At 59.4% G+C, this 23,599-nt stretch carries 23 protein-coding genes; 11 read left to right on the plus strand and 12 right to left on the minus strand.

Annotated features, from left to right (window positions below):
• Positions 1 to 18: 18 nt before the first annotated feature.
• From ACTRWH_RS04865 to ACTRWH_RS04885, 5 genes are all read left to right on the plus strand, one after another.
• Complete coding sequence (locus ACTRWH_RS04865; protein ID WP_036202477.1) at positions 19 to 795, plus strand: ABC transporter ATP-binding protein; 777 nt, start codon at positions 19 to 21, stop codon at positions 793 to 795.
• Entirely contained in the window at positions 792 to 1,514 is a 723-nt protein-coding gene (locus tag ACTRWH_RS04870) for an ABC transporter ATP-binding protein (RefSeq protein WP_036202479.1), read from the plus strand. Before ACTRWH_RS04865 ends, ACTRWH_RS04870 begins: the two co-directional genes overlap by 4 nt.
• A 92-nt stretch (positions 1,515 to 1,606) precedes the next feature.
• Entirely contained in the window at positions 1,607 to 2,821 is a 1,215-nt protein-coding gene (locus ACTRWH_RS04875) for an ABC transporter substrate-binding protein (protein WP_075195408.1), read from the plus strand.
• 114 nt (positions 2,822 to 2,935) lie between these two features.
• On the plus strand, positions 2,936 to 3,823 hold the full coding sequence (locus ACTRWH_RS04880; protein ID WP_075195407.1) for a branched-chain amino acid ABC transporter permease: 888 nt from the start codon (positions 2,936 to 2,938) through the stop codon (positions 3,821 to 3,823).
• Between the two features lie 2 nt (positions 3,824 to 3,825).
• Positions 3,826 to 4,821 (plus strand): branched-chain amino acid ABC transporter permease, encoded by a 996-nt coding sequence (locus tag ACTRWH_RS04885; protein ID WP_041333636.1) that lies wholly within the window; start codon positions 3,826 to 3,828, stop codon positions 4,819 to 4,821.
• Here ACTRWH_RS04885 and ACTRWH_RS04890 read toward each other — a convergent pair.
• On the minus strand, positions 4,818 to 6,770 hold the full coding sequence (locus ACTRWH_RS04890; protein WP_421858668.1) for a hypothetical protein: 1,953 nt from the start codon (positions 6,768 to 6,770) through the stop codon (positions 4,818 to 4,820). The genes ACTRWH_RS04885 and ACTRWH_RS04890 overlap by 4 nt on opposite strands.
• A gap of 157 nt (positions 6,771 to 6,927) precedes the next feature.
• On the opposite strand from ACTRWH_RS04890, the gene ACTRWH_RS04895 reads away from it, so the two are divergent.
• Together ACTRWH_RS04895 and ACTRWH_RS04900 are read left to right on the plus strand one after the other, a co-directional pair.
• Positions 6,928 to 7,992, plus strand: a complete 1,065-nt coding sequence (locus tag ACTRWH_RS04895; protein WP_305936218.1) for an endonuclease/exonuclease/phosphatase family protein — start codon at positions 6,928 to 6,930, stop codon at positions 7,990 to 7,992.
• Positions 7,993 to 8,112: 120 nt separating this feature from the next.
• Positions 8,113 to 9,477 carry a glutamine synthetase family protein gene (locus ACTRWH_RS04900; RefSeq protein ID WP_273622785.1) on the plus strand — a complete coding sequence of 455 codons (1,365 nt, stop codon included), beginning with the start codon at positions 8,113 to 8,115 and terminating at the stop codon, positions 9,475 to 9,477.
• A gap of 52 nt (positions 9,478 to 9,529) precedes the next feature.
• Here the strand turns inward: ACTRWH_RS04900 and ACTRWH_RS04905 are convergent, their stop codons facing one another.
• Positions 9,530 to 10,993, minus strand: a complete 1,464-nt coding sequence (locus tag ACTRWH_RS04905) for an aldehyde dehydrogenase (protein WP_379867383.1) — start codon at positions 10,991 to 10,993, stop codon at positions 9,530 to 9,532.
• A 260-nt stretch (positions 10,994 to 11,253) separates the two neighbouring features.
• On the opposite strand from ACTRWH_RS04905, the gene ACTRWH_RS04910 reads away from it, so the two are divergent.
• Complete coding sequence (locus ACTRWH_RS04910; RefSeq protein WP_462826000.1) at positions 11,254 to 12,537, plus strand: FAD-dependent oxidoreductase; 1,284 nt, start codon at positions 11,254 to 11,256, stop codon at positions 12,535 to 12,537.
• 13 nt (positions 12,538 to 12,550) lie between these two features.
• On the opposite strand, the gene ACTRWH_RS04915 is transcribed toward ACTRWH_RS04910, so the two are convergent.
• Entirely contained in the window at positions 12,551 to 13,045 is a 495-nt protein-coding gene (locus tag ACTRWH_RS04915) for a gamma-glutamylcyclotransferase (RefSeq protein ID WP_462826001.1), read from the minus strand.
• 19 nt (positions 13,046 to 13,064) lie between these two features.
• Entirely contained in the window at positions 13,065 to 13,787 is a 723-nt protein-coding gene (locus ACTRWH_RS04920) for an NAD(P)H-dependent oxidoreductase (protein WP_462826003.1), read from the minus strand.
• A gap of 121 nt (positions 13,788 to 13,908) precedes the next feature.
• On the opposite strand from ACTRWH_RS04920, the gene gcvA reads away from it, so the two are divergent.
• Positions 13,909 to 14,826, plus strand: a complete 918-nt coding sequence (gene gcvA, locus ACTRWH_RS04925; protein ID WP_462826004.1) for a transcriptional regulator GcvA — start codon at positions 13,909 to 13,911, stop codon at positions 14,824 to 14,826.
• A 3-nt stretch (positions 14,827 to 14,829) separates the two neighbouring features.
• Here gcvA and ACTRWH_RS04930 read toward each other — a convergent pair whose 3' ends face one another.
• On the minus strand, positions 14,830 to 15,465 hold the full coding sequence (locus tag ACTRWH_RS04930; protein ID WP_075195398.1) for a glutathione S-transferase family protein: 636 nt from the start codon (positions 15,463 to 15,465) through the stop codon (positions 14,830 to 14,832).
• 151 nt (positions 15,466 to 15,616) lie between these two features.
• Between ACTRWH_RS04930 and ACTRWH_RS04935 the strand changes: the two genes are divergently transcribed.
• Positions 15,617 to 16,573: a helix-turn-helix transcriptional regulator gene (locus tag ACTRWH_RS04935; protein WP_041334349.1), complete on the plus strand. Its 957-nt coding sequence runs from the start codon at positions 15,617 to 15,619 to the stop codon at positions 16,571 to 16,573.
• Positions 16,574 to 16,577: 4 nt separating this feature from the next.
• Here ACTRWH_RS04935 and ACTRWH_RS04940 read toward each other — a convergent pair whose 3' ends face one another.
• The 6 genes from ACTRWH_RS04940 to ACTRWH_RS04965 form a co-directional block, all read right to left on the minus strand.
• On the minus strand, positions 16,578 to 18,203 hold the full coding sequence (locus tag ACTRWH_RS04940) for a phytoene desaturase family protein (protein WP_041334351.1): 1,626 nt from the start codon (positions 18,201 to 18,203) through the stop codon (positions 16,578 to 16,580).
• Positions 18,200 to 18,838: a WHG domain-containing protein gene (locus ACTRWH_RS04945; RefSeq protein ID WP_462826005.1), complete on the minus strand. Its 639-nt coding sequence runs from the start codon at positions 18,836 to 18,838 to the stop codon at positions 18,200 to 18,202. Before ACTRWH_RS04945 ends, ACTRWH_RS04940 begins: the two co-directional genes overlap by 4 nt.
• A 56-nt stretch (positions 18,839 to 18,894) precedes the next feature.
• Positions 18,895 to 20,292: a PepSY domain-containing protein gene (locus ACTRWH_RS04950; protein ID WP_462826006.1), complete on the minus strand. Its 1,398-nt coding sequence runs from the start codon at positions 20,290 to 20,292 to the stop codon at positions 18,895 to 18,897.
• Positions 20,293 to 20,331: 39 nt separating this feature from the next.
• On the minus strand, positions 20,332 to 20,736 hold the full coding sequence (locus ACTRWH_RS04955; RefSeq protein ID WP_305936211.1) for a DUF2946 domain-containing protein: 405 nt from the start codon (positions 20,734 to 20,736) through the stop codon (positions 20,332 to 20,334).
• 116 nt (positions 20,737 to 20,852) lie between these two features.
• A complete protein-coding gene (locus tag ACTRWH_RS04960) occupies positions 20,853 to 21,626 on the minus strand; it encodes a DODA-type extradiol aromatic ring-opening family dioxygenase (protein WP_462826007.1) in 774 nt (257 codons plus the stop codon).
• 16 nt (positions 21,627 to 21,642) lie between these two features.
• Positions 21,643 to 22,080, minus strand: a complete 438-nt coding sequence (locus ACTRWH_RS04965; protein WP_305936209.1) for a DoxX family protein — start codon at positions 22,078 to 22,080, stop codon at positions 21,643 to 21,645.
• Positions 22,081 to 22,197: 117 nt separating this feature from the next.
• On the opposite strand from ACTRWH_RS04965, the gene ACTRWH_RS04970 reads away from it, so the two are divergent.
• Positions 22,198 to 23,088 carry a LysR substrate-binding domain-containing protein gene (locus ACTRWH_RS04970; RefSeq protein WP_462826008.1) on the plus strand — a complete coding sequence of 297 codons (891 nt, stop codon included), beginning with the start codon at positions 22,198 to 22,200 and terminating at the stop codon, positions 23,086 to 23,088.
• A gap of 14 nt (positions 23,089 to 23,102) precedes the next feature.
• Here the strand turns inward: ACTRWH_RS04970 and ACTRWH_RS04975 are convergent, their stop codons facing one another.
• Positions 23,103 to 23,588 (minus strand): VOC family protein, encoded by a 486-nt coding sequence (locus ACTRWH_RS04975; protein ID WP_462826009.1) that lies wholly within the window; start codon positions 23,586 to 23,588, stop codon positions 23,103 to 23,105.
• Positions 23,589 to 23,599 lie beyond the last annotated feature (11 nt).

The following is a 23,599-nucleotide window of genomic DNA, read 5'->3' on the forward strand; positions in this document are numbered from 1 at the left end:
ACAAAGGTAGAATGGCTCATGAGTGACCCGTTCGTTCTGGAGACCCAAAGCCTCGTCAAAGAGTTCAAGGGCTTTGTGGCGGTCGATGACGTTAACCTGAAGGTGCAGCGTGGCCACATACATGCCCTGATCGGCCCTAATGGCGCGGGCAAGACCACGGTATTCAACCTGCTCACCAAATTCCTGATTCCTACCCGAGGCAAAATCCTGTTCAAGGGTGAGGACATCACTTCAATGAAATCGGCGGCCATTGCCCGCAAAGGGGTGGTCCGTTCCTTTCAGATTTCTGCGGTTTTCCCCCATATGACGGCGCTTGAGAACATTCGCGTCGCTCTGCAGAGCTTTGAAGGAAACTCCTTCCGCTTCTGGAAATCCGGCGAGTCCCTGAACAAGCTCAATGAGCGTTGCATGGAACTGCTGGACAGTGTGGGGCTGACTGAATTCGCCAATACCACCACCGTCGAACTCGCCTACGGTCGTAAACGCGCCCTGGAACTGGCCACCACTCTGGCCATGGAGCCGGAGCTGCTGTTGCTGGATGAGCCCACACAGGGAATGGGCAGTGAAGACGTGGAGCGGGTCGTTGAACTGGTGCGCAAGGCCGCTCAAGGCCGCACAGTGCTGATGGTGGAACACAACCTGGGTGTGGTCAGCAAATTGTGCGACCGGGTCACCGTGCTGGCACAGGGGGCCGTGCTCACCGAAGGCGACTACCAACAGGTGTCCGATGACCCCCGTGTGCGTGAGGTGTATATGGGTGGCACGGCCACCAAGAAGCAGGAGGCGGCGGAATGACCCAGGCCCACTCGAAAGATTACGAACAGCTACGAATCTCCGGGCTTCACGCGTTCTATGGCGAGTCCCACATTCTCCATGGCATTGATCTGGAGGTTCAGCGCGGGGAACTGGTCACCCTTCTGGGCCGCAACGGGGCCGGGCGTAGCACAACCCTGAAAGCGATTATGAATATGGTGGGCCGCCGCACCGGCTCGATCATGATTAACGGTGAGGAGACCATGACGTGTGCGCCTCACCACATTGCAAGGTTGGGAGTAGGGTATTGCCCCGAACACCGGGGCATTTTTTCCGGACTCAATGTCATGGAAAACCTGACGCTTCCGCCGGTCGTCCGAAGTGGCGGCATGGGGTTGGAGGAAATTTTCTCCATGTTCCCCAACCTGTACGAACGCCGTACCAGCCCTGGCACCAAACTATCGGGTGGTGAGCAGCAGATGCTGGCCATGGCCCGGATTCTGAGAACGGGCGCCAACATGCTGTTGCTGGATGAAATCACCGAAGGCCTGGCTCCGGTCATCGTTGAAACACTGGGCGAGGTGTTGGTCAAGCTGAAGGAAAAAGGCCTGACCATTGTCCTGGTTGAGCAAAATTTCCATTTCGCCGCACCCCTGGCGGACCGTCACTATGTGATGGAACACGGCCAGATTGTGGAGGAGATCAGCGCCGACGAGCTTGAGGCCAAGCAGTCGATGCTGGACAAGTACCTGGGTGTGTAAGGCCTGGGGATGAGAGTGAAATAAAGAGTGCAACAAGAGCAATAAGAACGAAACCCGAAAACCAACGCAAAGACAGTAGCGGAGAAACAACAATGACAATCACCAAAAAGCTTCTGACATCAGCGATTGCATCAGCCATGTTTGTGGGTGCTGCCCAGGCTGAGATATCCGACAACACCGTTAAAATCGGTTACCTGGCCGACATGTCCGGCACCTATCGTGACCTGGCCGGCCCCAATGGCCAGACAGCCCTGGAAATGGCCATCGCGGACTTCGGTGGCACGGTCAATGGCGCCAAGATCGAAGTGGTCAGCGCGGATGATCGTAACAGCCCGGATTCCGCCTCCAGTACTGCCCGGCGCTGGGTGGAGAACGAGAACGTTGATTTGATCGCCGGCCTGGTTGCTTCCTCGGTCACCATTGCCGTCAGCAACATCCTGGAAGAAAACGACAAACTGGGTATCGTCTCCGGTTCTGCCGCGTCCAGTATTACCAACGAGCACTGCACGCCGAACCACATCCACTACGTGTATGACACCTATCCGCTGGCCAACGGTACGGCAAGCGCGGTGGTTAAAGAAGGTGGCAAGAGCTGGTTTATCCTGACCGCTGACTATGCCTTCGGTCACGCCCTGGAAGGCGACGTAACCCGTGTGGTGGAAGAGAATGGCGGCGAAGTGATGCAGGCAGTGCGTCATCCCTTCCCAACCTCTGACTTCTCGTCCTTTATCCTGCAGGCGCAGTCCTCAGGCGCTGACGTGGTGGCCCTGGCAAACGCCGGTGCAGACACCACCAATGCCATCACTACCGCCGGTGAATTCGGCCTGACCCAGTCCGGCCAGACCCTGGCGGCGCTGTTGTTGTTCCTGACCGACGTTCACGCACTGGGTGCTCAGTCTGCCCAGGGCATCCAGCTCACCACCGGCTGGTACTGGGACATGAACGACGAAACCCGTGCCTGGTCTGACCGTTTCATGGAAAAAACAGGCGTTCGTCCCACCATGGTTCACGCCGGTATCTACTCCAGCACCATGCAGTACCTGAACGCCGTGAAGGCCACCGGTTCGGATGCCGCCCAAACGGTACGCAAGCAGATGATGGATACGCCGATCAACGACATGTTTGCCAAGAACGGCATCATTCGTGAGGACGGCCGTATGGTTCACGACATGTACCTGGCGGAAGTGAAAACGCCCGAGGAGTCCAAGAGCGAGTGGGACCTGTACGACATCGTACGCACCATCCCAGGGGACGAGGCCTATCGCCCGCTGTCTGAGAGCAAGTGCAAGCTCGTAACCAAAAACTGATGTTCTGACCGACTGGGCCGTCCCGCGCTATCCAGCAGTGCTGGCGGGGCGGCCACTGACCTGCAGACACGCAACTTGTGAATGATCCGTTGCGCTGCTTTTGGAGTTTGTAACATGACCGAGATTCTGGGAGTCCCCGTGGCCGTGCTGTCTGGCCAGTTGATGCTCGGGGTGATCAATGGTGCCTTTTACGCTCTGCTGAGCCTCGGCCTGGCGGTAATATTTGGCCTGCTGAAAATCATCAACTTCGCCCACGGTGCCATGTACATGCTCGGTGCGATGTGTACCGTACTGATTTTTGATGCCTTCGGAGTCAACTACTGGGTAGCGCTCTTCGTCGCACCCGTGATTGTTGGCTGTTTCGGCATTCTGCTGGAGTACTTCCTGTTGCGCCGCATCGCGGGCCAGGATCACATCTACAGCCTGTTGTTGACCTTCGGGATTGCACTGATCCTTCAAGGTGTTCTGACCAATATTTACGGCGTTTCCGGCCTGCGTTATTCCATGCCGGAGGTGTTCAGAGGTGGTATGAACCTCGGGTTCATGTTCCTTCCCTACTATCGAGCCTGGGTGATCGTGGCTGCCTTGCTGGTGTGCTTCGCAACCTGGTTCATGATTGAGAAAACCCGGCTTGGCTCCTACCTGCGGGCCGGCACGGAAGATTCCCAGCTGATGCAGGGTTTTGGCATCAATGTGCCACTGCTGATCAGCCTCACTTACGGTTTTGGTGTCATGCTCGCCGCCTTCGCCGGTGCGCTTGCCGCACCCATATATTCGGTATCGCCGGTAATGGGCTCCAACATACTCATCGTGGTGTTTGCCGTGGTCGTCATCGGCGGCATGGGTTCTATCGCCGGAGCCGTCGTTACCGGCCTGATGATGGGGGTAGTAGAAGGGTTCACCAAAGTGTTCTACCCGGAAGGGTCGGCAGCCGTGATCTTCCTGGTGATGGTGGTTGTCCTGTTGATTCGCCCGTCGGGCCTGTTTGGTAAGGAGGCATAGTCATGGCGAACGCAACCACGCAGACAGATATCCAGCAAAGCATTATTCAGCAGCAGAAATCCGAGCAACGCAAGAAGCAGATTTTGAATCTTGTGCTGCTGGCGCTGCTCCTATTGGCACCGGCGGTGATGTACCCCGTGTTCCTGATGAAAATCCTGTGCTTCGCCCTGTTCGCAGTGGCGTTCAACCTCCTGCTGGGTTACACCGGCCTGCTGTCTTTCGGGCACGCTGCGTTCCTGGCGGCGGGCTCATACACTACCGGTTACCTGCTCTCGAATTTCTCCGGTCTGACGACCGAAATGGGGATTCTGGTGGGCACAGCGGCGGCAACGGTGTTGGGGCTCGGCTTCGGGGTTGTGGCCATTCGCCGCCAGGGAATCTATTTCGCGATGATCACCCTGGCGTTGGCGCAACTGGTCTACTTCTTCTTCGTACAGGCCCCGTTTACCGGTGGTGAGGACGGTATGCACGGCGTACCCCGCGGCCACCTGTTCGGCTTTGTTGACCTGAGTAACAACTACGCCATGTACTATTTCGTGCTGGCGGTCTTCCTGGGAGGCTATCTGGCGGTGCAGCGCATTGTCGGCTCGCCCTTCGGGCAGGTGCTCAAGGCGATCAAGCAGAACGAGCCCAGGGCGGTGTCCCTTGGCTACAACGTGGATCGCTACAAGCTCCTCGCATTCGTGATCTCCGCAGGCCTGGCCGGCCTGGCCGGATCGGTGAAAACCGTGGTGTTCCAGCTTGCGTCTCTCAACGACGCTCATTGGCACATGTCCGGCGAAGTCATCCTGATGACTCTGTTGGGTGGTACCGGCACGTTGCTGGGCCCGGTGGTCGGCGCCACTTTCGTGGTGAACCTGGAATATCAGCTGGCCCAGGGGCCGCTGGGTGACTGGGTAGATCCCATTCTTGGCGGTATCTTCGTGCTGACGGTGATGGCTTTCCGCTCGGGTATTGTGGGTGAGATCCAGAACTTCATGCGCAAGAACATGAGTTAATCGTCGCTGGCCGCCCAACTGCCATACCCCAACGCCATGACCCGGGCCACTTCGGCCTCGGGTATGGCTGTCAGGTCGCCCAGTTCCAAGGTGTCGTAGTGAAACACATAGAGGCGGGACGTGAATTCCGCCACGGGCAGGGACGCCTCACCCCGAATCTCTCCGTTTCCCCGGGTTGAGCAGGTGATGCCCTGGCCCCAGTCCTGGCCGCTGTCGTTATTGGGGTTGAAGAAGTACACCCGCATTTCGTTTCTGGGGCTCAGGGCCACTCTCAGGATAGTAATGGCATGTCGGCCGACGAAGCGGGCGGCGCTGTCGGTAACGGCGATACCGGCAGGCTGGTGGTGAATCACCGGAATGTTGCCGTTGTAGTAGGGGTGATAGCTGGCGTAGAAGTGCCGGATGAAATCGTCGTAGTCGGTGACTTCCCCAGTGTGGATATCGGCCACTACCTTGAAGCCGTGGCTGACCCACCAGCCATAGAACTCCGGGTTGATCCAGCGGTGGGCGTCGTCGTTACGGTCTTCGCAGCGCCGCCACATCTCACCGTATATCCGGTCCAGATGGGGAATCAGGATCAGTGAAACCGGATCCACATCCACCGGAGTATCTTTGACCAGGCCCGGCTCCAGGTTCTTGGATGACACTTCCCAACCTTCAAACCGACTCAGTACCTCGTTGTCGCGGGCTGCCCAGGTGAGTACCTGCAGCAGGTAATCAGCCTCGTTGGCCGCCCACATGGACAATCCTATGGCAGACTGGCAACTGGGGTTGTTGCCCTGGCCCACGCCCAGTGGCTGGCCCAGAAGGTTGAGCACGCCGGCCAGCAGGAACACTCTTGGTGGAACCTCATCGCCGAACGCTTCTGACAGAGCCTGCTCGGTTTCCGCCGATAATTTAAGCTTGATCTGCCGCCACAGTGCCTGGGCGACCGGTGGGGTGAACAGCGAACCCCGCTCCAGCATCATGGTCAGCCCGTAGACCGCCTGACAGGTTTCCGGATGGATGGCTTCATCAATCAAGGCATCCACAAGCTGGTTGTAGCAGTAGAGGTCATCCAGCCCGGTCATTGTCAGGCCCAGGGCCGTGGGGATAAGTTCGTCCTCGTCGCTGGTACGAAGGAAACGTAAGAACACGGCATGATAAGGGGACGCAAGCCCGGTGTCGTGCATGTTGCGGGCGAACTCGCTGGCTTCCGCGGACAGTTCAACGTCGTCCATCTGGGTCAGGCGTAGCTGGTAAACGTCCAATCCGGGGTCTTCGCGGCTGCCGGGTGTTGGTGCGAACAGGGCCCGTACCAGCCGGGTGGCGTCGGCCGTGCCGGTGGTTTTCAGTTCCGGGTCGTACAGGCATTTGGCGATCTGGCCGATCATGTCGCAGATGCTGTCCACCTGCACAGGGCCTTGTTCCAGTAGCCGCCACACCTCAGCCACCAGGCTGTCCAGCAGGTTCTCGTAGCCAAGGTGGGATATCAGGTATTGGTAAAGCCCCAGCACCAAGGGGCCGAGTTGCTTGGGCCGTTCGCGATCGGCCTCGGTGAGAGTGCCAGACAGCAGGTCCAGGTTCAGGGCCATCACCTGGGTGAGGAAATGCCGGGCCTGCTCGGAGGAAATGCCAGGGTGAAAATAGTCACCGCGCACCACCGCCAGCAGCCGTATTTCGCTGATCGCCTCGACAACGGTGGTAACCGCACCGGCTTCTCGCAGTGAGTGCTTGGCCAGGGCAGGTTGCAGTATGGCGGGCTTGGACCAGTCACTGGTGCCGAATATACCGGCGGATTCCAGAGCGCGAACCCGGCGGTACAGGACATCGAAACCTCCCGGCAGCGTCATTAGAAGGCGCGCACGCTCCAGCAGCCCCAGGCTGGAGGCTTGTGGTGACGCGCTGCGGGCGCGGGCAAAGTCTGCCAGAGCGGCATCGAATTGCAATGAAGCCTGGGCAAGATCCAAGGGTTAACTCCTTTTTCGTTTTTCCTCGCTCCGTCACTGGCAGTGTAGTCGGCCCCGGGCCAGAGACAAAGCTGGCGATGATCAGGTCGTCCAGCAGAAGTCGTGTCAATCGTTTATGGTGTAGGTACAGATATACGACTCTGTCTCGGAGGCCTGTTTGATCGACTATACCCTGCTGACATTGGCCATCGCCCTGCTCGCGGTGACCGTCCTCGGCAAAGTGCGCCTTCATGACTGGTGGATCCGTGCCTGTGAGTTCCCCCGTGTTCAGATTGTCAGCCTGGCGGTATTGGTGGCGTTCGCAGCGCTATGGCTGGAGAACGATGGCCTGCAAAAGTGGGTGCTTGCGATATTGGTGGTGGTGCTTGCGTTGCAGCTGTACCGCATTTTGCCGTGGACACGCTTATGGCCCCTGCAGGTGCAATCAGCGGAGTCCGGCCAGGAAGACCGCTGTGTCACATTGATGATTGCCAACGTACTGACGCCCAACCGCAACAGCGAGGGTCTGATTCGCCAGGTCCAGGAACACCGGCCAGATGTGTTGCTGACTCTGGAATCGGATCAGTGGTGGGGCGATCAGCTGGATGCGGCTTTTGGTGACTGGCCGACCATTATCCGCGTGCCGCTGGACAACCTCTATGGCATGCATCTGTATTCGAGGCTGCCGTTGGAAGAGGCCGAGGTGAGCTACCTGATTCAGGACGATATCCCTTCGATCCACGGCTGGTTGAGGTTACCCTCGGGTGATCGTGTGAAACTGCACGCCGTGCATCCGCGCCCACCGGCACCCAGTGAAAGTGAGGAGTCCCTGTGGCGGGATGCTGAACTGTTACTGATCGGCCAACAGATTCATAAAGATGGTTACCCCGCCATTGTCGCCGGTGACCTGAACGATGTGGCCTGGTCCCGCACCACGCGGCTGTTTTGCCGCGTCAGCGGCATGCTGGACCCGCGTCGGGGGCGGGGCATGTTCAACAGCTTTCACGCCGAACGCTGGTACCTGCGCTGGCCGCTGGACCACGTCTTCACCACCGAGCATTTTACGCTGGGCAGAATTGAAAGGCTCGCCCCCTTTGGTTCCGACCACTTTCCGATACTGACCACGCTGTGCTTCCGCCCCTCAAGAGCGGATGAGCACGAGGCTCCGGAAGCGGACCGCGACGAGCACCAGGAAGCCCGTGAGAACATCCGCGAAGGCAAGATTCGGGAGCAGGATGACTAGGCGCGCTGTGGTATGTCCCTATCTTGCAAATTGCCCCGGAAAGCAGGATAAAGGAGCCTTGAAAATCTCCTGTGCCGGCCCCTCGCCACAGGCCTGTTTGAGTTTTGAAAGGCTGACCTTATGGGTTCTGGTTTTGCGAGCGCTGACGCATTCCTTCAGGCACACCCCGAACTGCAGTTTATTGACCTGCTGATCCCGGATATGAACGGCATTGTCCGCGGTAAACGCGTGGACCCTTCAACCCTGCCCAAGGTGTTTGAGCGGGGCATCGCCATGCCGGCGTCCATCTTTGCCCTGAATATCCAGGGCACCACCGTGGAAGAGACCGGTCTGGGCCTGGATATTGGCGAGGCGGACCGAGTGTGTCTGCCCATCGACGGTACGCTCACCATGGAACCCTGGCAGAAGCGGCCCACTGGCCAACTGCTGCTGACCATGTATGAGCTGGATCGTGAGACACCCTTTTTTGCGGACCCGCGCGTGGTGCTGCAGAACATCGTCAAGCGGTTCGAGGAACTGGGCCTGACCCCGGTCGCCGCCTATGAGCTGGAGTTCTACCTGATCGACCAGGAAAACCTCGCCGGCCGACCCCAGCCTCCCAAGTCGCCCATTTCCGGCAAGCGCCCGGCGGGCACCCAGGCCTACTCCATTGACGACCTGGATGAATACGCGGAATTTCTGGCGGATGTGCTGGATGCGGCCCATGAGCAGGAGTTGCCGGCGGACGCCCTGGTGGCGGAATCCGCCCCTGGCCAGTTTGAGGTGAACCTGCATTACGTGGATGACGCCGTGCAGGCCTGCGACCACGCCACCCTGCTCAAACGCCTGATCAAGAATATGGCCTACGACCATGAGATGGACACCACCTTCATGGCCAAGCCGTATCACAACCAGGCGGGTAGCGGCATGCACCTGCATGTCAGCCTGATTGATGGGGAAGGGCGCAATGTATTTGCCGGCGACGCCGAGCAACCTAACGACATGCTGCGCTGGGCCGTTGGTGGGCTTGTGGCCACCATGAACGACGCCATGGCGCTGTTCTGCCCCAACATCAACTCCTACCGCCGGTTTAGCCCGGAGTATTACGTGCCCAGTGCGGCGACCTGGGGCGTGGATAACCGCACGGCCAGCCTGCGCCTGCCGGGTGGAGATCCCGAGGCGCTGAGGATTGAGCACCGCGTTGCGGGTGCTGATGCCAACCCGTACCTGCTGATGGCGGCGGTGTTGGCGGGCATTCACTACGGTATTTCCAACCGCATCGAGCCACCGCCCGTGACCGTGGGCAATGCCCACGAACAGCACGAAGCCAGTCTGGTGAATAACCTGCGGGATGCGTTGCGGGAGCTCGGTCAGTCGCCGGTGATGGCGGACTATCTGGGAAGGGAATTTCTGGATGTGTTCGTCGCCTGCAAGGAGCACGAACTGAACGAGTTCGAGATGACCATCTCAGATCTCGAATATCTCTGGTACCTGCATACGGTTTAATGGCTTCCCGTCATCCGATAACGGCGCCACAGGGCGCCGTTTTTCGTGGGAACTATTCAAGCACCAGCCAGGTGGCCTTCAGTTCCGTGTATTTATCGAATGCATGCAGGGACTTGTCGCGCCCGTTGCCGGACTGCTTGAAACCTCCGAACGGTGCAGTCATGTCGCCGCCGTCGTAGTGGTTGATCCACACACTGCCGGCCCGCAGTGCCTTGGCCACTTTGTGGGCGGTATTGATATTGGAGGTCCATACGGCTGCTGCGAGCCCATAGATGGAATCGTTGGCAATCTCGATGGCCTCCTCGGCGGTGGTGAAACCGATCACCGAGAGCACCGGCCCGAAGATTTCCTCCGAGGCAATGCGCATGCGGTTGTTCACGCCATCGAACACCGTGGGCTGCACGAACAGACCTCCGGTCTCTGCCATCACTCGTTGACCGCCTTCCACCAGTGTTGCCCCTTCCGACTGGCCAATGCCGATGTAGTCGATGATGCGATCAAGCTGAGCCTGGTCGACGATGGCGCCGCAGGTGGTGGCTGGGTCCAGCGGATGGCCGGGGCGCCAGGTTTTCAGGGCCTCGCGGATAAGCCCAACGAATTCGGTGCGGATGCTTTCCTCCACCAGCAAACGGCTACCGGCGGTGCAGACTTCGCCCTGGTTGAAGGCGATGGCACTGGCGGCTTCGGCGGCGGCTTTTTTCAGGTCCGGGGCATCCGCAAACACGATGTTGGGGCTCTTGCCGCCGGCCTCCAGCCACACCCGTTTCATGTTGGACTGGCCGGCGTAGACCATCAGTTGCTTGGCCACGTTGGTGGAACCGGTGAACACCAAGCAGTCCACGTCCATGTGCAAGGCCAGGGCCTTACCCACGGTATGGCCGAAACCGGGGAGTACGTTGAACACGCCGTCGGGTATGCCGGCTTCGGTGGCCAGTGCAGCCAGGCGAATGGCTGTGAGCGGCGATTTTTCCGAGGGTTTGAGGATCACTGAGTTCCCGGTGGCCAGCGCCGGCGCGATTTTCCAGGCCGCCATGATCATCGGGAAGTTCCAGGGCACGATGGCGGCCACCACACCCATAGGCTCCCGGGAAATCATGCCGATCTGGTTATGGGGCGTGGGGGCGAGTTCCCCATACACCTTGTCGATGGCTTCGGCGGTCCAGCGTATGGCGCGGGCGGTGGCCGGTACGTCCACCGTACGGGCATGGCTGATGGGTTTGCCCATATCCAGGGTATCCAGCAGGGCCAGTTCGTCGCCGTGGGCTTCGATCAATTCCGCAAAGCGAATCAGCACAGCTTTGCGTTTGGCCGGGGCCAGCTCACGCCAGTCGCCGCGCTCAAAGACTTTTCGGGCGATGGCTACGGCTTTGTCCGCATCGGCTTTGTCGCAACTGGCCACTTGGGCCAGTTCGCGGCCGTTTACCGGGCTGATCGACGGAAAGGTTTCACCGTTTACCGCCCAGCGATAACTGCCCTTTACATAGGCGCGGCCCTCTATGGCGAGGGTGTCGGCCATTGCCTGCCATTCGTTCTGGCTAGTGGGTGTTCCGGAAATGGCATTGGTGGATACAGGGTCAGACATGGCGGCCTCGAAGGCAAAGGAATGTCGTCATCATAGCAGGTGTTTGAGCCGCGTCGACGGCCTTCCATATAGGTACAAGAACGTGTCTTCCCGTGGGCTGAAAGCCGGCATAGACTGGGCTCGGCGGGCGACAGGATTGCCCTTTTCATCGCCTGCCAAAGAACCCTTTTTGATAACCCATTTGGCACAACTCCATGACCCATTATTCCCCGGTTCCATCCTATTACGCGGCATCGGCCAATCCGGCCCCGGCACGGCCGGCGCTTCAGGGCGTTTGCGAGGCTGATGTGTGCGTGGTCGGTGCTGGTTACACCGGGTTGTCTACCGCATTGTTCCTGGCCGAAGCCGGTTTCAGTGTGGTGGTGCTCGAAGCCGTTACCGTGGGTTGGGGTGCCTCCGGCCGCAACGGCGGCCAGATCGTCAACAGCTTCAGCCGTGACCTCGACGCAATCGAACGCCAGACCACAGCGGATCACCTGACCCACTTGGCGTCCATGGCGTTTGAAGGCAGCCAGATCATTCGTCAACGGGTACGGGATTACGGCATCCAGTGCGACCTGAAAGAGGGCGGCATTTTCGCGGCCCTGAACGCACGGCAGCTCGTCCATCTGGAGGATCAACAGGCACTCTGGCGGCGGTTCGGGTACTGGGACCTGGAACTGCTGGACCGGGAAGGAATTCGTGCCCGGGTTGGCACCGAGCGCTATGTCGGCGGTGCGATTGATCACACCGGCGGCCACATCCATCCCCTGAACCTGGCCCTGGGCGAGGCGGCTGCCCTGGAATCCCTCGGTGGCGTGATCCACGAACATTCAGCCGTTACTGACATTGTTCATGGCCAACTTGCCACGGTGAAAACCGATCAAGGCGAAGTGCGGGCAGGGTTTGTGGTGCTGGCGGGCAATGCCTATCTCGGCGGACTGGTGCCGGAACTGGGCGCCAAGTCCATGCCCTGCGGCTCTCAGATCGTCGCTACCGAACCGTTGGACGATGCCCTCGCCAGACAACTCCTGCCGCAGGACAACTGCGTGGAAGACTGCAACTACCTGCTGGATTATTTCCGCCTGTCCGGCGACAAGCGGCTGATCTACGGCGGTGGTGTGGTCTACGGTGCTCGCGACCCGGCCAACATCGAACGGCTGATTCGCCCCAATATGCTGAAAACGTTCCCGCAGCTGGCCGATGTGAAGATCGACTACGCCTGGACCGGCAACTTCCTGCTCACCCTGTCACGCCTGCCGCAAATGGGCCGGCTGCAGAACAACGTGTTTTATTCCCAGGGCTGCTCCGGCCATGGCGTAACCTTTACCCATGTTGCGGGCAAGGCGTTGGCAATGGCCATCCAGGGCCAGGCCGAACGTTTCGACGCCTTCGCCAGCCTGCCGCATTACCCGTTTCCGGGAGGGCGGGCGTTTCGGGTACCTTTGACGGCAATAGGGGCCTGGTATTACGCGTTGCGGGATCGGTTGGGGGTGTAAGGAAGCCGGCAGCCTATGTGTTGCTGTAAATCGACAGCTCCCGGGCGTGCCGCTCTGGTTTGGGGTCATCAATGGACTCCACGGCTTCGATCTGCGCAATGTAGTCCGCCGGCAAGCCGTTTTCCCGGGCGCCGATGAGCACGTGGTCCTTGTACCAGTGGAAGGGTTTAAGTGAGTTGTTGATGCGGGTGGCATAATACATCCAGGCGTGCAGGGTGCCTTGTTCGGTTTTCAGCTCAACCTGCTTCTCATCGTAGCCAAACCCCAATGCCTCATGCCGGTCCAGGTCTGGTTTCTCTGAATCATCAATTTCGTACACCACGCCGGTCACCCAGTCCCCCGGGTTGCCGGTCTCTTCCGCGTTGCATTTGGCGGAGCCGTCGCTGGCGGATTTGTGGAAGCGGAGCCGATGGGCTGTAAGCTCTGCGACAGCTATGAATCGGGCTGATGGAACCCGGGCCTGGAGTCGTCGTTGCGACATGTTGGAGCCATAGCTGAAGCAGAGCATGCAATGTCCTTGTTGGCGATTACATCGAGCCTACCAGTGATGACGACGTCATGGCAGGTGTCGCCTTGGTGAGTGTTTCCTGCAACGCCAGCACCAGTTCATCCACCTGTTGTTCTGCCTCGGCAACGGATTGCGCCAACACCTCGCCGCCTTCCTCCTGATTTTCAATGGCAATGCTGTGCACATTGGTGATGCCTATAAACTCAAGCACCGTGGTCAGGCCTGGTTCAAGGTGATTCATATGTGCCAGCCCCCCTCCAGGCTCGAATCCAGCCCCGCCACGGGAAGACAGGATGACCGCGTGGCGGGGGCGGTCTGCTAGCAGTGCTGTGAAGGGGGCTTCTGGGGTGGATGGGTCGTACTCCACGGTCCTGCCCATACGAACAACCAGGTCCACCCATGCTTTCAGAGCCGCTGGCATACCAAAATTATAGAGTGGCGCGCCAATGACCAGGATGTCCGAGGCGATCAGTTCATCGATCAGTTGGTCACTTTCTGCCAGGGTGTCGTTCATCCAGGGCTCGTGCTTTTCGGGTGGAGCAAAGGCCGCCTGTATCCATTGCTGATCAATGAAGGATGGGGGCGTGCCGCCGATATCTCGGTAGGTCACGGTATCGCCAGGGCGTTGAGCCTGCCACCGGGAAACTAACCGGTGTGTCAGGCTGCGGCTGTGGGAGCCGTGTTCGTGGATGCCGGCGCGGCCAGGGCGGGCAGAGGCGTCGAGTTGCAGGATATGAGTCATGCGGAGCTCCATTCGGTTGTATGAAAATTCATCTGTTGTTGACGGTGAATTAAGCCTAAAGTCATACTTAGAGGGCCACAAACGATGATTTCTTTCGCCTATAGATGAGGTGAGCTCATTCATGAATCCCCGCCGCTTGCCTTCGCTGTCCGCCCTGCGAGCCTTTGAGGCCGCCGCCCGCCATGAGAGTGCCAAACAGGCTGCCCAGGAACTTTCGGTGACCGCCACGGCGATCAGTCATCAGATTCGCGGGCTTGAAGAGGCGCTTGGGGTGGAGCTGTTCGTTCGTAAACCCCGGCAACTGTTGCTGACGCCTAAGGGGCGGGATTTACAGGAAGTGCTGGGAACCGCCTTCGACAACATCGGCAATGCCATCGAGCGATTGAAGGCAGTGCCGTCGCGACAGGCGGTGACCCTGTCGACCACGCCGGCTGTGGCGGTGCGCTGGTTGTTGTCCTGGGTGTGTATGTTGCGGGACAGCCATCCGGACATTGACCTGCGCATTCACGCCTCACACGAAGCCGTGGCCCTGGATGGGGTGACGGCGGACCTCGCCATTCGCTATGGAGATGGGCAATGGCCGGGCCTGGTTGCGGAGAAGCTGTTCGATAACACCTTTATTCCTGCCTGCAGTCCCCATCTTGGGCTGACGAGGATGGAGGATTTACCGAATCATCCGCTGATCCACTTCCGGCCGCAGCGAGTGTCGGTGAGCCCGGTAGACTGGGCAGGCTGGCAGAAGCAGGCGGGGCTATCCGGGCTGGATGTCAGTGCCGGTTTGGTGTTCTCGGACGAGACCCACACCATTTCCGCTGCCGTGGGTGGCCAGGGCGTGGCACTGATGAGCCGGCCGTTGATTGAGGATGAGTTGGCCGAAGGACGGCTGGTACAGCCCTTCGGTCCGGAGCTGGAAGGCAAACCATTTTACCTGGTGTACCCGGAAAGCCGCCGGCAGGACCCGACGATACAGGCCATCCGCGATTGGGTACTGAATGTACCCGGAGGATTATGCCCAGTATCGCCGGCTGCTACCGCCTGATCGTCAGGCTGTGACAGCTTTCATCGACTCCACCAGGGCATCATCCAGCTCATTGGCACGCTTGGCCGCTGGCCGGCTTTCCGTGCGTTGGATGTACTCCTGGAATACCTTGTTCGGCGGAATGTTTTTCTGCATGGTTTCCCACCACAGGTAACTGCTGACCAGCACATCCGCTGCGGTAAACGCGTCACCGCAAATGTAGGGACTCTTGCCCAACACTTTCTCCAGCGTGTTGATACTGTCTTCCACCCGGCCGCAACCGACGGCCTGCACGTTTGTGCTGTCGATCTTCCAGCCGTGGGCCAGCGCACTGGTAGCCATCTCGAAAGGGCCCGCCATGAAAAACAGCCAGCGGTAATAGGCGCCACGTTCCGGAGAGGCAGCCGGTGGGGCAAGCTTCTTGTCGGGGAACTGGTCCGCCAGGTAAGCGCAGATGGCCGCCACCTCGGTCACAATGGTGCTGCCGTGTTTGATGGCGGGCACCTTGCCCATGGGATTGATGGCCAGGTATTCCGGGGTTTTCATGTCCGGGCCGAAATCCATCGTCTCTACCGTGTAGGGGATACCGACTTCTTCCAACATCCAGCGTACAACGCGGCCACGTGACATGGGGTGGGTGTAAAAGGTGAGTTCCGACATGCTGATCTCCTTTTCGAGCCTGTTTTTTTCAGGGGTATGGGTTACTGCGAGATCAGATTAATGTGGAATTAGGCGAATATCTGTCCTAGATAAATGGGAAGATGCATTTTTAATGTAGAAAAGCCGAAAAGCTGCCAGGAGGTAGGCCACGATGTCTGGTCCCACGACCCGCGTGTTAACCGTGTTGGAATTGTTGCAGACCCACGGCCAGATTGGCGGTGCCGAACTGGCGGAGCGGCTGGGCGTGGATCGGCGAACCATCCGACGCTACATCACGGTGCTTGAAGAACTGGGCATTCCGGTGATGACCGAGCAGGGGCGCTATGGTGGATACCGGCTGGTGGCCGGCTTCAAGCTACCGCCGATGATGTTCACCGACGAGGAAACCCTGGCGGTCTCCCTCGGGCTGCTGGCCGCCCGACAGCTTGGGCTGGCGGATGCTGCGCCGGCCATTGCCAGCGTGCAGGCGAAGCTGGAACGGGTAATGCCGGCCAACCTGAAAAAGCGGGTACGCGGTGTCAGCGACACCACTCGGGTGATCCTTCCCCGGGGCGAACCCAGCCTGGACGACCGCGCCCTTCAAACCCTGACCGTTGCCACGGAAGCGATGCGCTCGGTGGGGTTTACCTACCACTCCCCGGACCACGGCGGGATCGACCGCAGCGTGGATCCCTACGGCCTGGTGTTCCGTCAGGGGCGCTGGTATCTAACTGGCTTTTGCCATCTCCGCCAGGCCATGCGCTCGTTCCGGCTGGACCGCATCAGCCATGTCCATCTGTTAACGGCCACTTTTCAGCGGCCACCGGATTTTGATGCGGCGGATTTCCTGAGTGAGAGCTTCCTGTCCTGGGGGCGTACCCACGAGGTGTCGCTGGTGCTCCATACGGACCGTGAGTCGGCCTCAGCCGTGTTTGGTTTTCATTCCTCCTGTGCGGAGGGATTCGAACAGCGTGAAGATGGCTTGTTGCTAACCACCCAAACCGACAGCTTTGAGTGGTTTTCCTGGTGGCTGGCACAGCTCCCGTTCCGGTTTACCATCCTCAAGCCGGATGGGCTCAAGGATGCGTTGCGGGAGCATGCCACGCGGTTGCTGGAATGTTGTGAGTGAGGATTTACCCCACAAACATCCTCTTCGCCAATGGCAACCCCTTCAGGCCACTGACCGCCACGGTGGCGAGCAGGCCGCCGATCATTGCCCCGGCCACACCGCAGGTCATCACATCCTGGCCGGTCAGGTACAGGCCGGGAATGCGGGTCTTGGGCTTCAGCCAGTCCTGTTCAAAGCGGCTGGGCGAATGGTTCAGGCCATAGATCTCGCCCTTGCTGTAGCGGCAGAAGTAATCGGTAGACAGCGGCGTCGACAGCTCGTAGTAATCCACCTTGCCTTCCAGATGCGGGAACTTCTCATACAGCTTCGCCAGTAGCCGCTGGGCGTAGGCTTCTTTCTTCGCCTCATACTCGTCACCCCGCTTGCCCCAGGTTTCGTCCGCCCAGTCTTCGTACCAGTCATAAGGCCCGGGGGCGACGATCTCGATCGTGGCGCGGCCGGGATAGCGCTCGGCAAAGCTTGGGTCTTTGGCGGAAGGGAACGAGATGTACGTCAGCGGAATGTCGTGTTCGTCCGGCGCGGCCACAAAGTCGCTGACCTGCTTCTCGTAGTTGGTGCCCGGATAGATCCAGTAGTTGGTTTTCGGCAACTTCAGGTTCTCAGCGGTATCTTCCAGGCCGATGTACAGGCAGTTGCTGGCCATCGAGCGTTCCACGGTTTTCAGCTTTTCCTGGTAATAGTCCCGGTGGGGTGAGGTTTCCGGCAGCAGTTTGTCGAACGTGTTGAATACGCCGGCATTGCTGATCACCAGCGGGGCACGAACGTCCTCGCCGTCTGCCATGCGCACACCCACGGCCTTGCCTTTTTCGATCAGAATTTCTTTTACGTCGGCATAGGTGAACACTTCCCCGCCACTCTGCTGGATGACCGGAATAATGGTCTTCGCCATTTCAGAGGCACCGCCGATGGGGTAGTAGCCGCCGTACAGGTAGTGGCGGGCAATCAGGGCGTGGATGATGAAACTGGATTCTGCTGGTGGCAGGCCGTTGTCGCCCCACTGGCCAGTGAGCACCGCGATCAGTTCCTGGTTGTTGGTCAGGCCTTCCAGAACTTCTCGAGTGGGCTTGTTGAGGAACGCAGGCGCGGTGCGGTCGACCAGCTTGCGTAGGGGGCCGGCGGCCAGGTCCGGAAGTACCTTGCCGATCACCAGCCCGGGCATGGCCTTGGCCACTTGCCGCAGATAACCCAGGTAGGTATCGATGGCTTGTTCCTCGCCGGGAAATTCCTTCTTCAACTCTGCTTTGAAGGCGTCCGGGCCGGCGACAAGATCCACGTGGCGGTTACCAATAAAGATGCGGTCAAAGTGGCTGTCCATAGGCGCCCACTTCAACTGGCCGTCGGTAATGTGGTCGAACAGGCGTTTGCTCAGGGTGTGGTCCGCGCCCACATCCCCAATGTAATGCACACCTACATCCCATTCGTAGCCGTTGCGATCGTAGCTGTGTGTAAAGCCCCCGGCGGTGTAATGCTGCTCGAACACCACCACTTTTTTACCCATTTTGCTCATACAGGCGGCGGTGGTGAGCCCGCCAATACCGGAGCCGATGACAATGGCGTCGTAGGGGCCATCAAGACGATTGGCGCGATAACGGCGCCCGACACGGATAGTACTGGGTTTGGGGCTACTCATGACGTGGTGTCCTTATTGTGTTGTTTGTTTTCGGCAATTGAGCCATCGAGCAGGAGTGTGACAACACCTTCGGTCAGGTGAGGTTCCGCCTTCGTGCTGGGCAGGTGCCCGTCGATAGACAACTGGGACAGGCCATGTACAAGGGACCAGGCGGCAGCTGTCATCAGTGACAACGGAATCGGTTTGACGTAACCGACCGCCTGCGCTTGTGCAATGGTGTCTTCCAGGACTTGGAAAGCTCCCTTTCCGGCGGTGTCCAGGCGCGGGTGAATACCTTTGGGCAGCACCCGCCCGCCAAACATCAGCCGGTACAAATTGGGTTCGTCCCGGGCGAACGACACGTAAACCAGGCCGATATCAATCAGTGCCCGCCTGGGGTCGCTTTGATCAACGGCGAGCAGTCGTTCCCGTAGTGCACTGAAACCGGTAATGGCGAGCTCTGCGAGCAGGCTGTCCCGGTCAACGAAGTGTCGATACAGCGCAGGTGCACTGACCCCGATCTGCTTGGCCAGGGCTCGCAGGCTGATCGCCGTATCGCCATGTTCCCGCAGAATTTCCAGGGCTAACTGATGCGCCTGTTGAGGCAGGTCACCATGGTGGTAATTGGTTTTGAGTGAGGTGGAGCTAACAGTCATAAGTTATCACCGATAACATTGTTACCGGTGATAACATCACAGGGAGCAGGAGATTGTCAACTGTATTCGGAAGTTGCTTGTTCGCTTTGCTTGTAGCTCCGGAAGGCCAGCAACCCATCCACAACAAGAAACACCCCAAGGCTGACGCCCATCACCGGCGCGAACCATCCTACTCCGACCGCAACTATCGCCATGGCCAGCATTGCCAGGGGAGGTGCCTTGAGCAATTCTGTCCACACCCGCTGGGCGGACCGATGATTGGATGCCCCTCGCGTCGGGCGCTTCTGCCACCACATTCGATAGCCCAACGCGATCATCACGCACAGACCCAAGGCGCAGGCCGCCACAAAGAGCTGGTTGGCCATGCCAAACAGAATGCCCATGTGGGCGTCGATACCCCAGCGGGTGAGTTTGGCGGCGATCGGGAAGGTTTCGAAATCCACCCGGTCGGTCACAGCCATGGACTTGGGATCGACCGCCACCATATCCACCTGTGTCGGCCAGCTGCGGTCGATTTCACGAACCACCCAGGCGCGGGTAGCGTCTGCCGACGGCTTGATTTCCACCATGCCGGCATCGATGCCCGCAGCCCGGGCACGTTCCAGTACGGCATCATAGGTGGCTGCGTTGTCTCTGCCCGTGGCCATTGGCATGGCCATTCCGTGCCCGGCGTGTTCCCCATGGCTGTGAGCCTGAGCGGCTGCTGAATCGGCGATCTGCGTGTTCAGCCCTGGTGTGCCCCAATCCAGTTGCGCGCGCAGTTCGGCAATATTGGCACCGGCCCACTTGGACCAGGTCAGGCCGGTCACCGAGAAGAACAGAAAGGCCATCAACAACACTACGCCAATACGACTATGCCACTTGCGAAGTGTACTTCGGTCTGTGTCCTTGCCGCTTCGGCGGGCTGAACGGCGTCGCCACCACAGGAACAGGCCCCCCAGTGCCACCAGCCAGAGCCAGGAGGCGGCCAGTTCGCTGTAGTAGCGACCAACCTCACCCAAATGCAAATGCCGGTGTACATAATCGATCCAGATGCGGAACGGCAAGGTGCCGCTGGTGCCGTAAACCACCAGGTCACCGCGAATCGCCAGGGAAACCGGGTCCACAAATACTGCCTGATGTTCGTAGGGTTGCAGGCCCTCCACCACAAACATGACCCGCGTGGTTTGTCCCGCTTCTGGTGCCGGGCGGACTGCAGCGAGGGCGGCGTCGTTGCCAATATGGCTCCGTGCAGCCCCGATCTGGTCGGCCAGTGGGTGAGTATTGCCAGTGAACTCGGTGGTCAGTTCGGTGTGGTAGAGCCAGCTTTCAATCTGTGGCGTCAGTGCGAACAGCGCGCCTGAAAGGGCGGCCACGAATATAAACGGGCCAACGAGAAGTCCTGCGTAGAAATGCAGGCGCAAAAGCAGAGTGTATCCCCAGCGCGCAGCGCCGGTGGATCGTGATTCGTTCATAGTCTTCCTCACTACGGATTTAAAGGGAAAGTGCGGAGGTCAGACGATGAGCGGTGGGGCGCGAACAGGCGCGTTGGGAAAACTTGGAATGCCCCGTGGGGCAGAGATCGAGGTCAGCGATGCAGGGTGACGGCTGCCAGTATGGTCTGAAGGCGCACCTTGGGCGCCCTGGGGTGACATGGCCGGCAGTTTGGTGAGCAAAACGCAGTAGCCACAGTCCCCATGGGCCAGGTGCTCGAACGGGTCAGAATGCTTGTCGGGAGCGTGCTCAGGTGGGTGGCCGTGGTGTTTGTGCTTGGCGTGATGGGAAGGCTCGGCCGAGTGATGCGTTGGTTCGGCGTGCTGGGGCAGCTGGGCTTTGGTGAGCAATGGCCCCAGATAGATGAGCAGCATGGATAGCAGGGCTATCCATACAGGCCATCGATTGTGCCGTTGTAGTGTCACATTCCACCCGTATCCATGGGGCTGGTCATCCCCGCATCCGTTTTGCTGCAGGAACTTTACCGTTATCGGTCAGTTCAGGGCAACGGAATTAGATACGGCAGCAAAGGTTCCGGGTTTCAGGCATTGCGAAAGATAAAGGAATCCATCGACAGCACACCATGCTCAATGCCGCCCTCGATGACCGAGCCGCGTGCGTCGGGGCCAGCGGCACCCAGTGCAACCAGCAACGGCAGAAAATGCTCCGTGGTGGGGTGCGCGCGCCGGGCATGGGGCGCGAGCGCCAGAGCGTTTATCAGGCGTGCCTGGTCATTTTCCAGAACCGCTTCACGAACCCATTGGCTAAAGGCCTTTGCGTACTCTGCACTGTTGTTATCCCTCCAGCGTACCTCGTAGAGGTTATGAGTCAGACTGCCCGAACCGACGATCAGCACACCTTCCTCTTGCAGCGGCGCCAGCACTTGGCCCAGTTGGTAGGCGGACTGGCTGTCGAGGTTTGCTGGCAGAGACACCTGGAACACCGGCACCGACGCGCCCGGGTACAGGTACGTCAGCGGCACCCAGGCACCATGGTCCAGGCCGCGATGGGCATCGGCGACGGGCTTCCATCCGTCGTTATCCAGTAGGGACAGTGCCTTCTTTGCGAGCGAGGGATGACCATGCGCCGGGTATTCCAGTTCGTACATGGCGGGCTCAAAGCCTCGAAAGTCATGGATGGTAGCCGGTACCTCTGACAGCCCCACCTGCACTTCCTGTGTCATCCAGTGGGGCGACACCACCAGCACCGCTGTTGGTCGGGGCAGTTGCGTTCCAAGCTGCGAGAGGGCCGGGCCTGCCAGGCCCGGCTCCAGTGCGAAGGTGGGAGCGCCGTGGGATACGAACAGACTGGTCATGGCGCGATACTCCTGTTTATTTCGTTGCCAAACGGTCTACGGAAGCGTGCCCGGCACCGCTAAACAGCAGGGACACTGAAGCCGCCAGTAGTGCCAGCGCGAATTCATAACCGTTGTTGCTCATGAACAGGCCATTCTGGAAATGCACGCTGAAGATGGCAATCAACATGGCGAAGGCCAGTGCTGCACTGGCGGGGCGAACCAGTAGCCCAATAATGAGAGCCAAGCCGCCCAGGAACTCGGTGCCACCGGCCAGAAGAGCCATGAGGTAACCCGGGCTCAGGCCGATGGAATCCAACCACTGCCCGGTGCCTTCCAGTCCGTAGCCACCGAACCAGCCAAACAGCTTCTGGGCGCCGTGAGCCACGAAAATGATGCCGACGGGAATGCGCAGGGCAAGCGCGCCCCAGCCAGCGTTGGTGTCGAGCAGTTTGTTGAGGAATGTATTGTTCATGATCCTGTTTCCTTGTGTATGAGATGTGCGTTGAGCATGGGGATACTTTACGAATATCTTATTTTGGGATAAACATGCTTTTATTGGATTAACTGTCTCAAAAATCGGAACAATAGAATGGATAGATTGCTGGAGATGCAGACCTTCTGCGCCGTTGTGGACGAGAGCAGTTTCGTGGCCGCCTCGGAGGCAATGGGGATGTCGAAAGCCGCCGTATCCCGCTACGTTGGTGAACTCGAATCCCGGCTTGGGGTGCGACTTCTTCACCGCACCACCCGGCGACTGTCGCTGACCGCGGAAGGGGAAGTGTTCTACGTGCGATGCCGGGAACTGCTGGCGGGAGTGGAAGAGGCGGAGGCAGAACTAACCTCACGTAGCGGCGTCGCCAAGGGAGTGTTGCGCATCAATGCCCCGGTGAGTTTTGGCATTCGCCACCTGGCGCCCGTGTGGGGGCAGTTTCATAGTGAATATCCGGATGTGGAACTCAACATCGACCTGTCCGACCGCATTGTGGATATTGTTGAGGAAGGCTTTGATCTGGCGATCCGAATTGCCAGCTTGAGAAATTCCACCCTGGTCAGCCGGCGTCTCACCACCACGCGGCTTGTTGTCTGCGCCTCTCCCGGATACCTCAGCGCCCACGGCACGCCAGAACATCCCGAGAATCTGATCCATCATAAGATCATCGCCTACAGCAACCTGGCCACGGGTAACGACTGGCATTTTGACGGCCCCGATGGATCAGTGAGCACACGGATACGCCCCTGGATGCATGCCAACAACGGCGAAACCTGCTGTGCCGCCGCCCTGGCCGGTCAAGGGGTGATCCACCAGCCCAGTTTCCTGGTGCAGGATGACCTGGACGCAGGCCGACTGGTGGAGCTGATGCCGGATTACCGCTCCGACGAACTGGGTGTGTACGCGGTCTACCCCACCCGCAAGTTCGTCACTCCCAAGGTGAGGGCGCTGGTGGATTTCCTAGTGTCGGCGTTTCCGGAGGTTGTGTAGGCGTAGCTGTGTTTCTACCCTCGCCGTGCCGCCTCAATAGCCGCAACATCGATCTTCCCCATCGTCATCATGGCCTCGAACACCCGTTTCGCGGTTGCGCGGTCCGGGTCGGCAATGGCGTCCGACAGCACCTGCGGCGTAATCTGCCAGGAAATACCCCACTTGTCCCGGCACCAGCCGCAGGCACTTTCCTCACCGCCGTTGCCCACAATCGCGTTCCAGTAGCGATCGGTTTCCTCCTGATCCGCGGTGGCCACCTGGAATGAAAACGCTTCGCTGTGTGTGAAGATGGGCCCGCCATTGAGCCCGAGGCAGGGAATGCCCAGCACGGTAAACTCCACCGTTAGTACATCCCCTTCCGAGCCTGATGGGTAGTCTGCCGGCGCATGATTTACAGCATCCACGGACGAATCCGGGAAGGTTCTGGCGTAGAAATTTGCCGCCTCCTCAGCATCGCCGTTGTACCAGAGGCATATGGTGTTTTTCGTTCGTTTGGTCATTGCATGGCTCC

Source organism: Marinobacter sp. G5_S1_61_S3, from assembly GCF_054968585.1.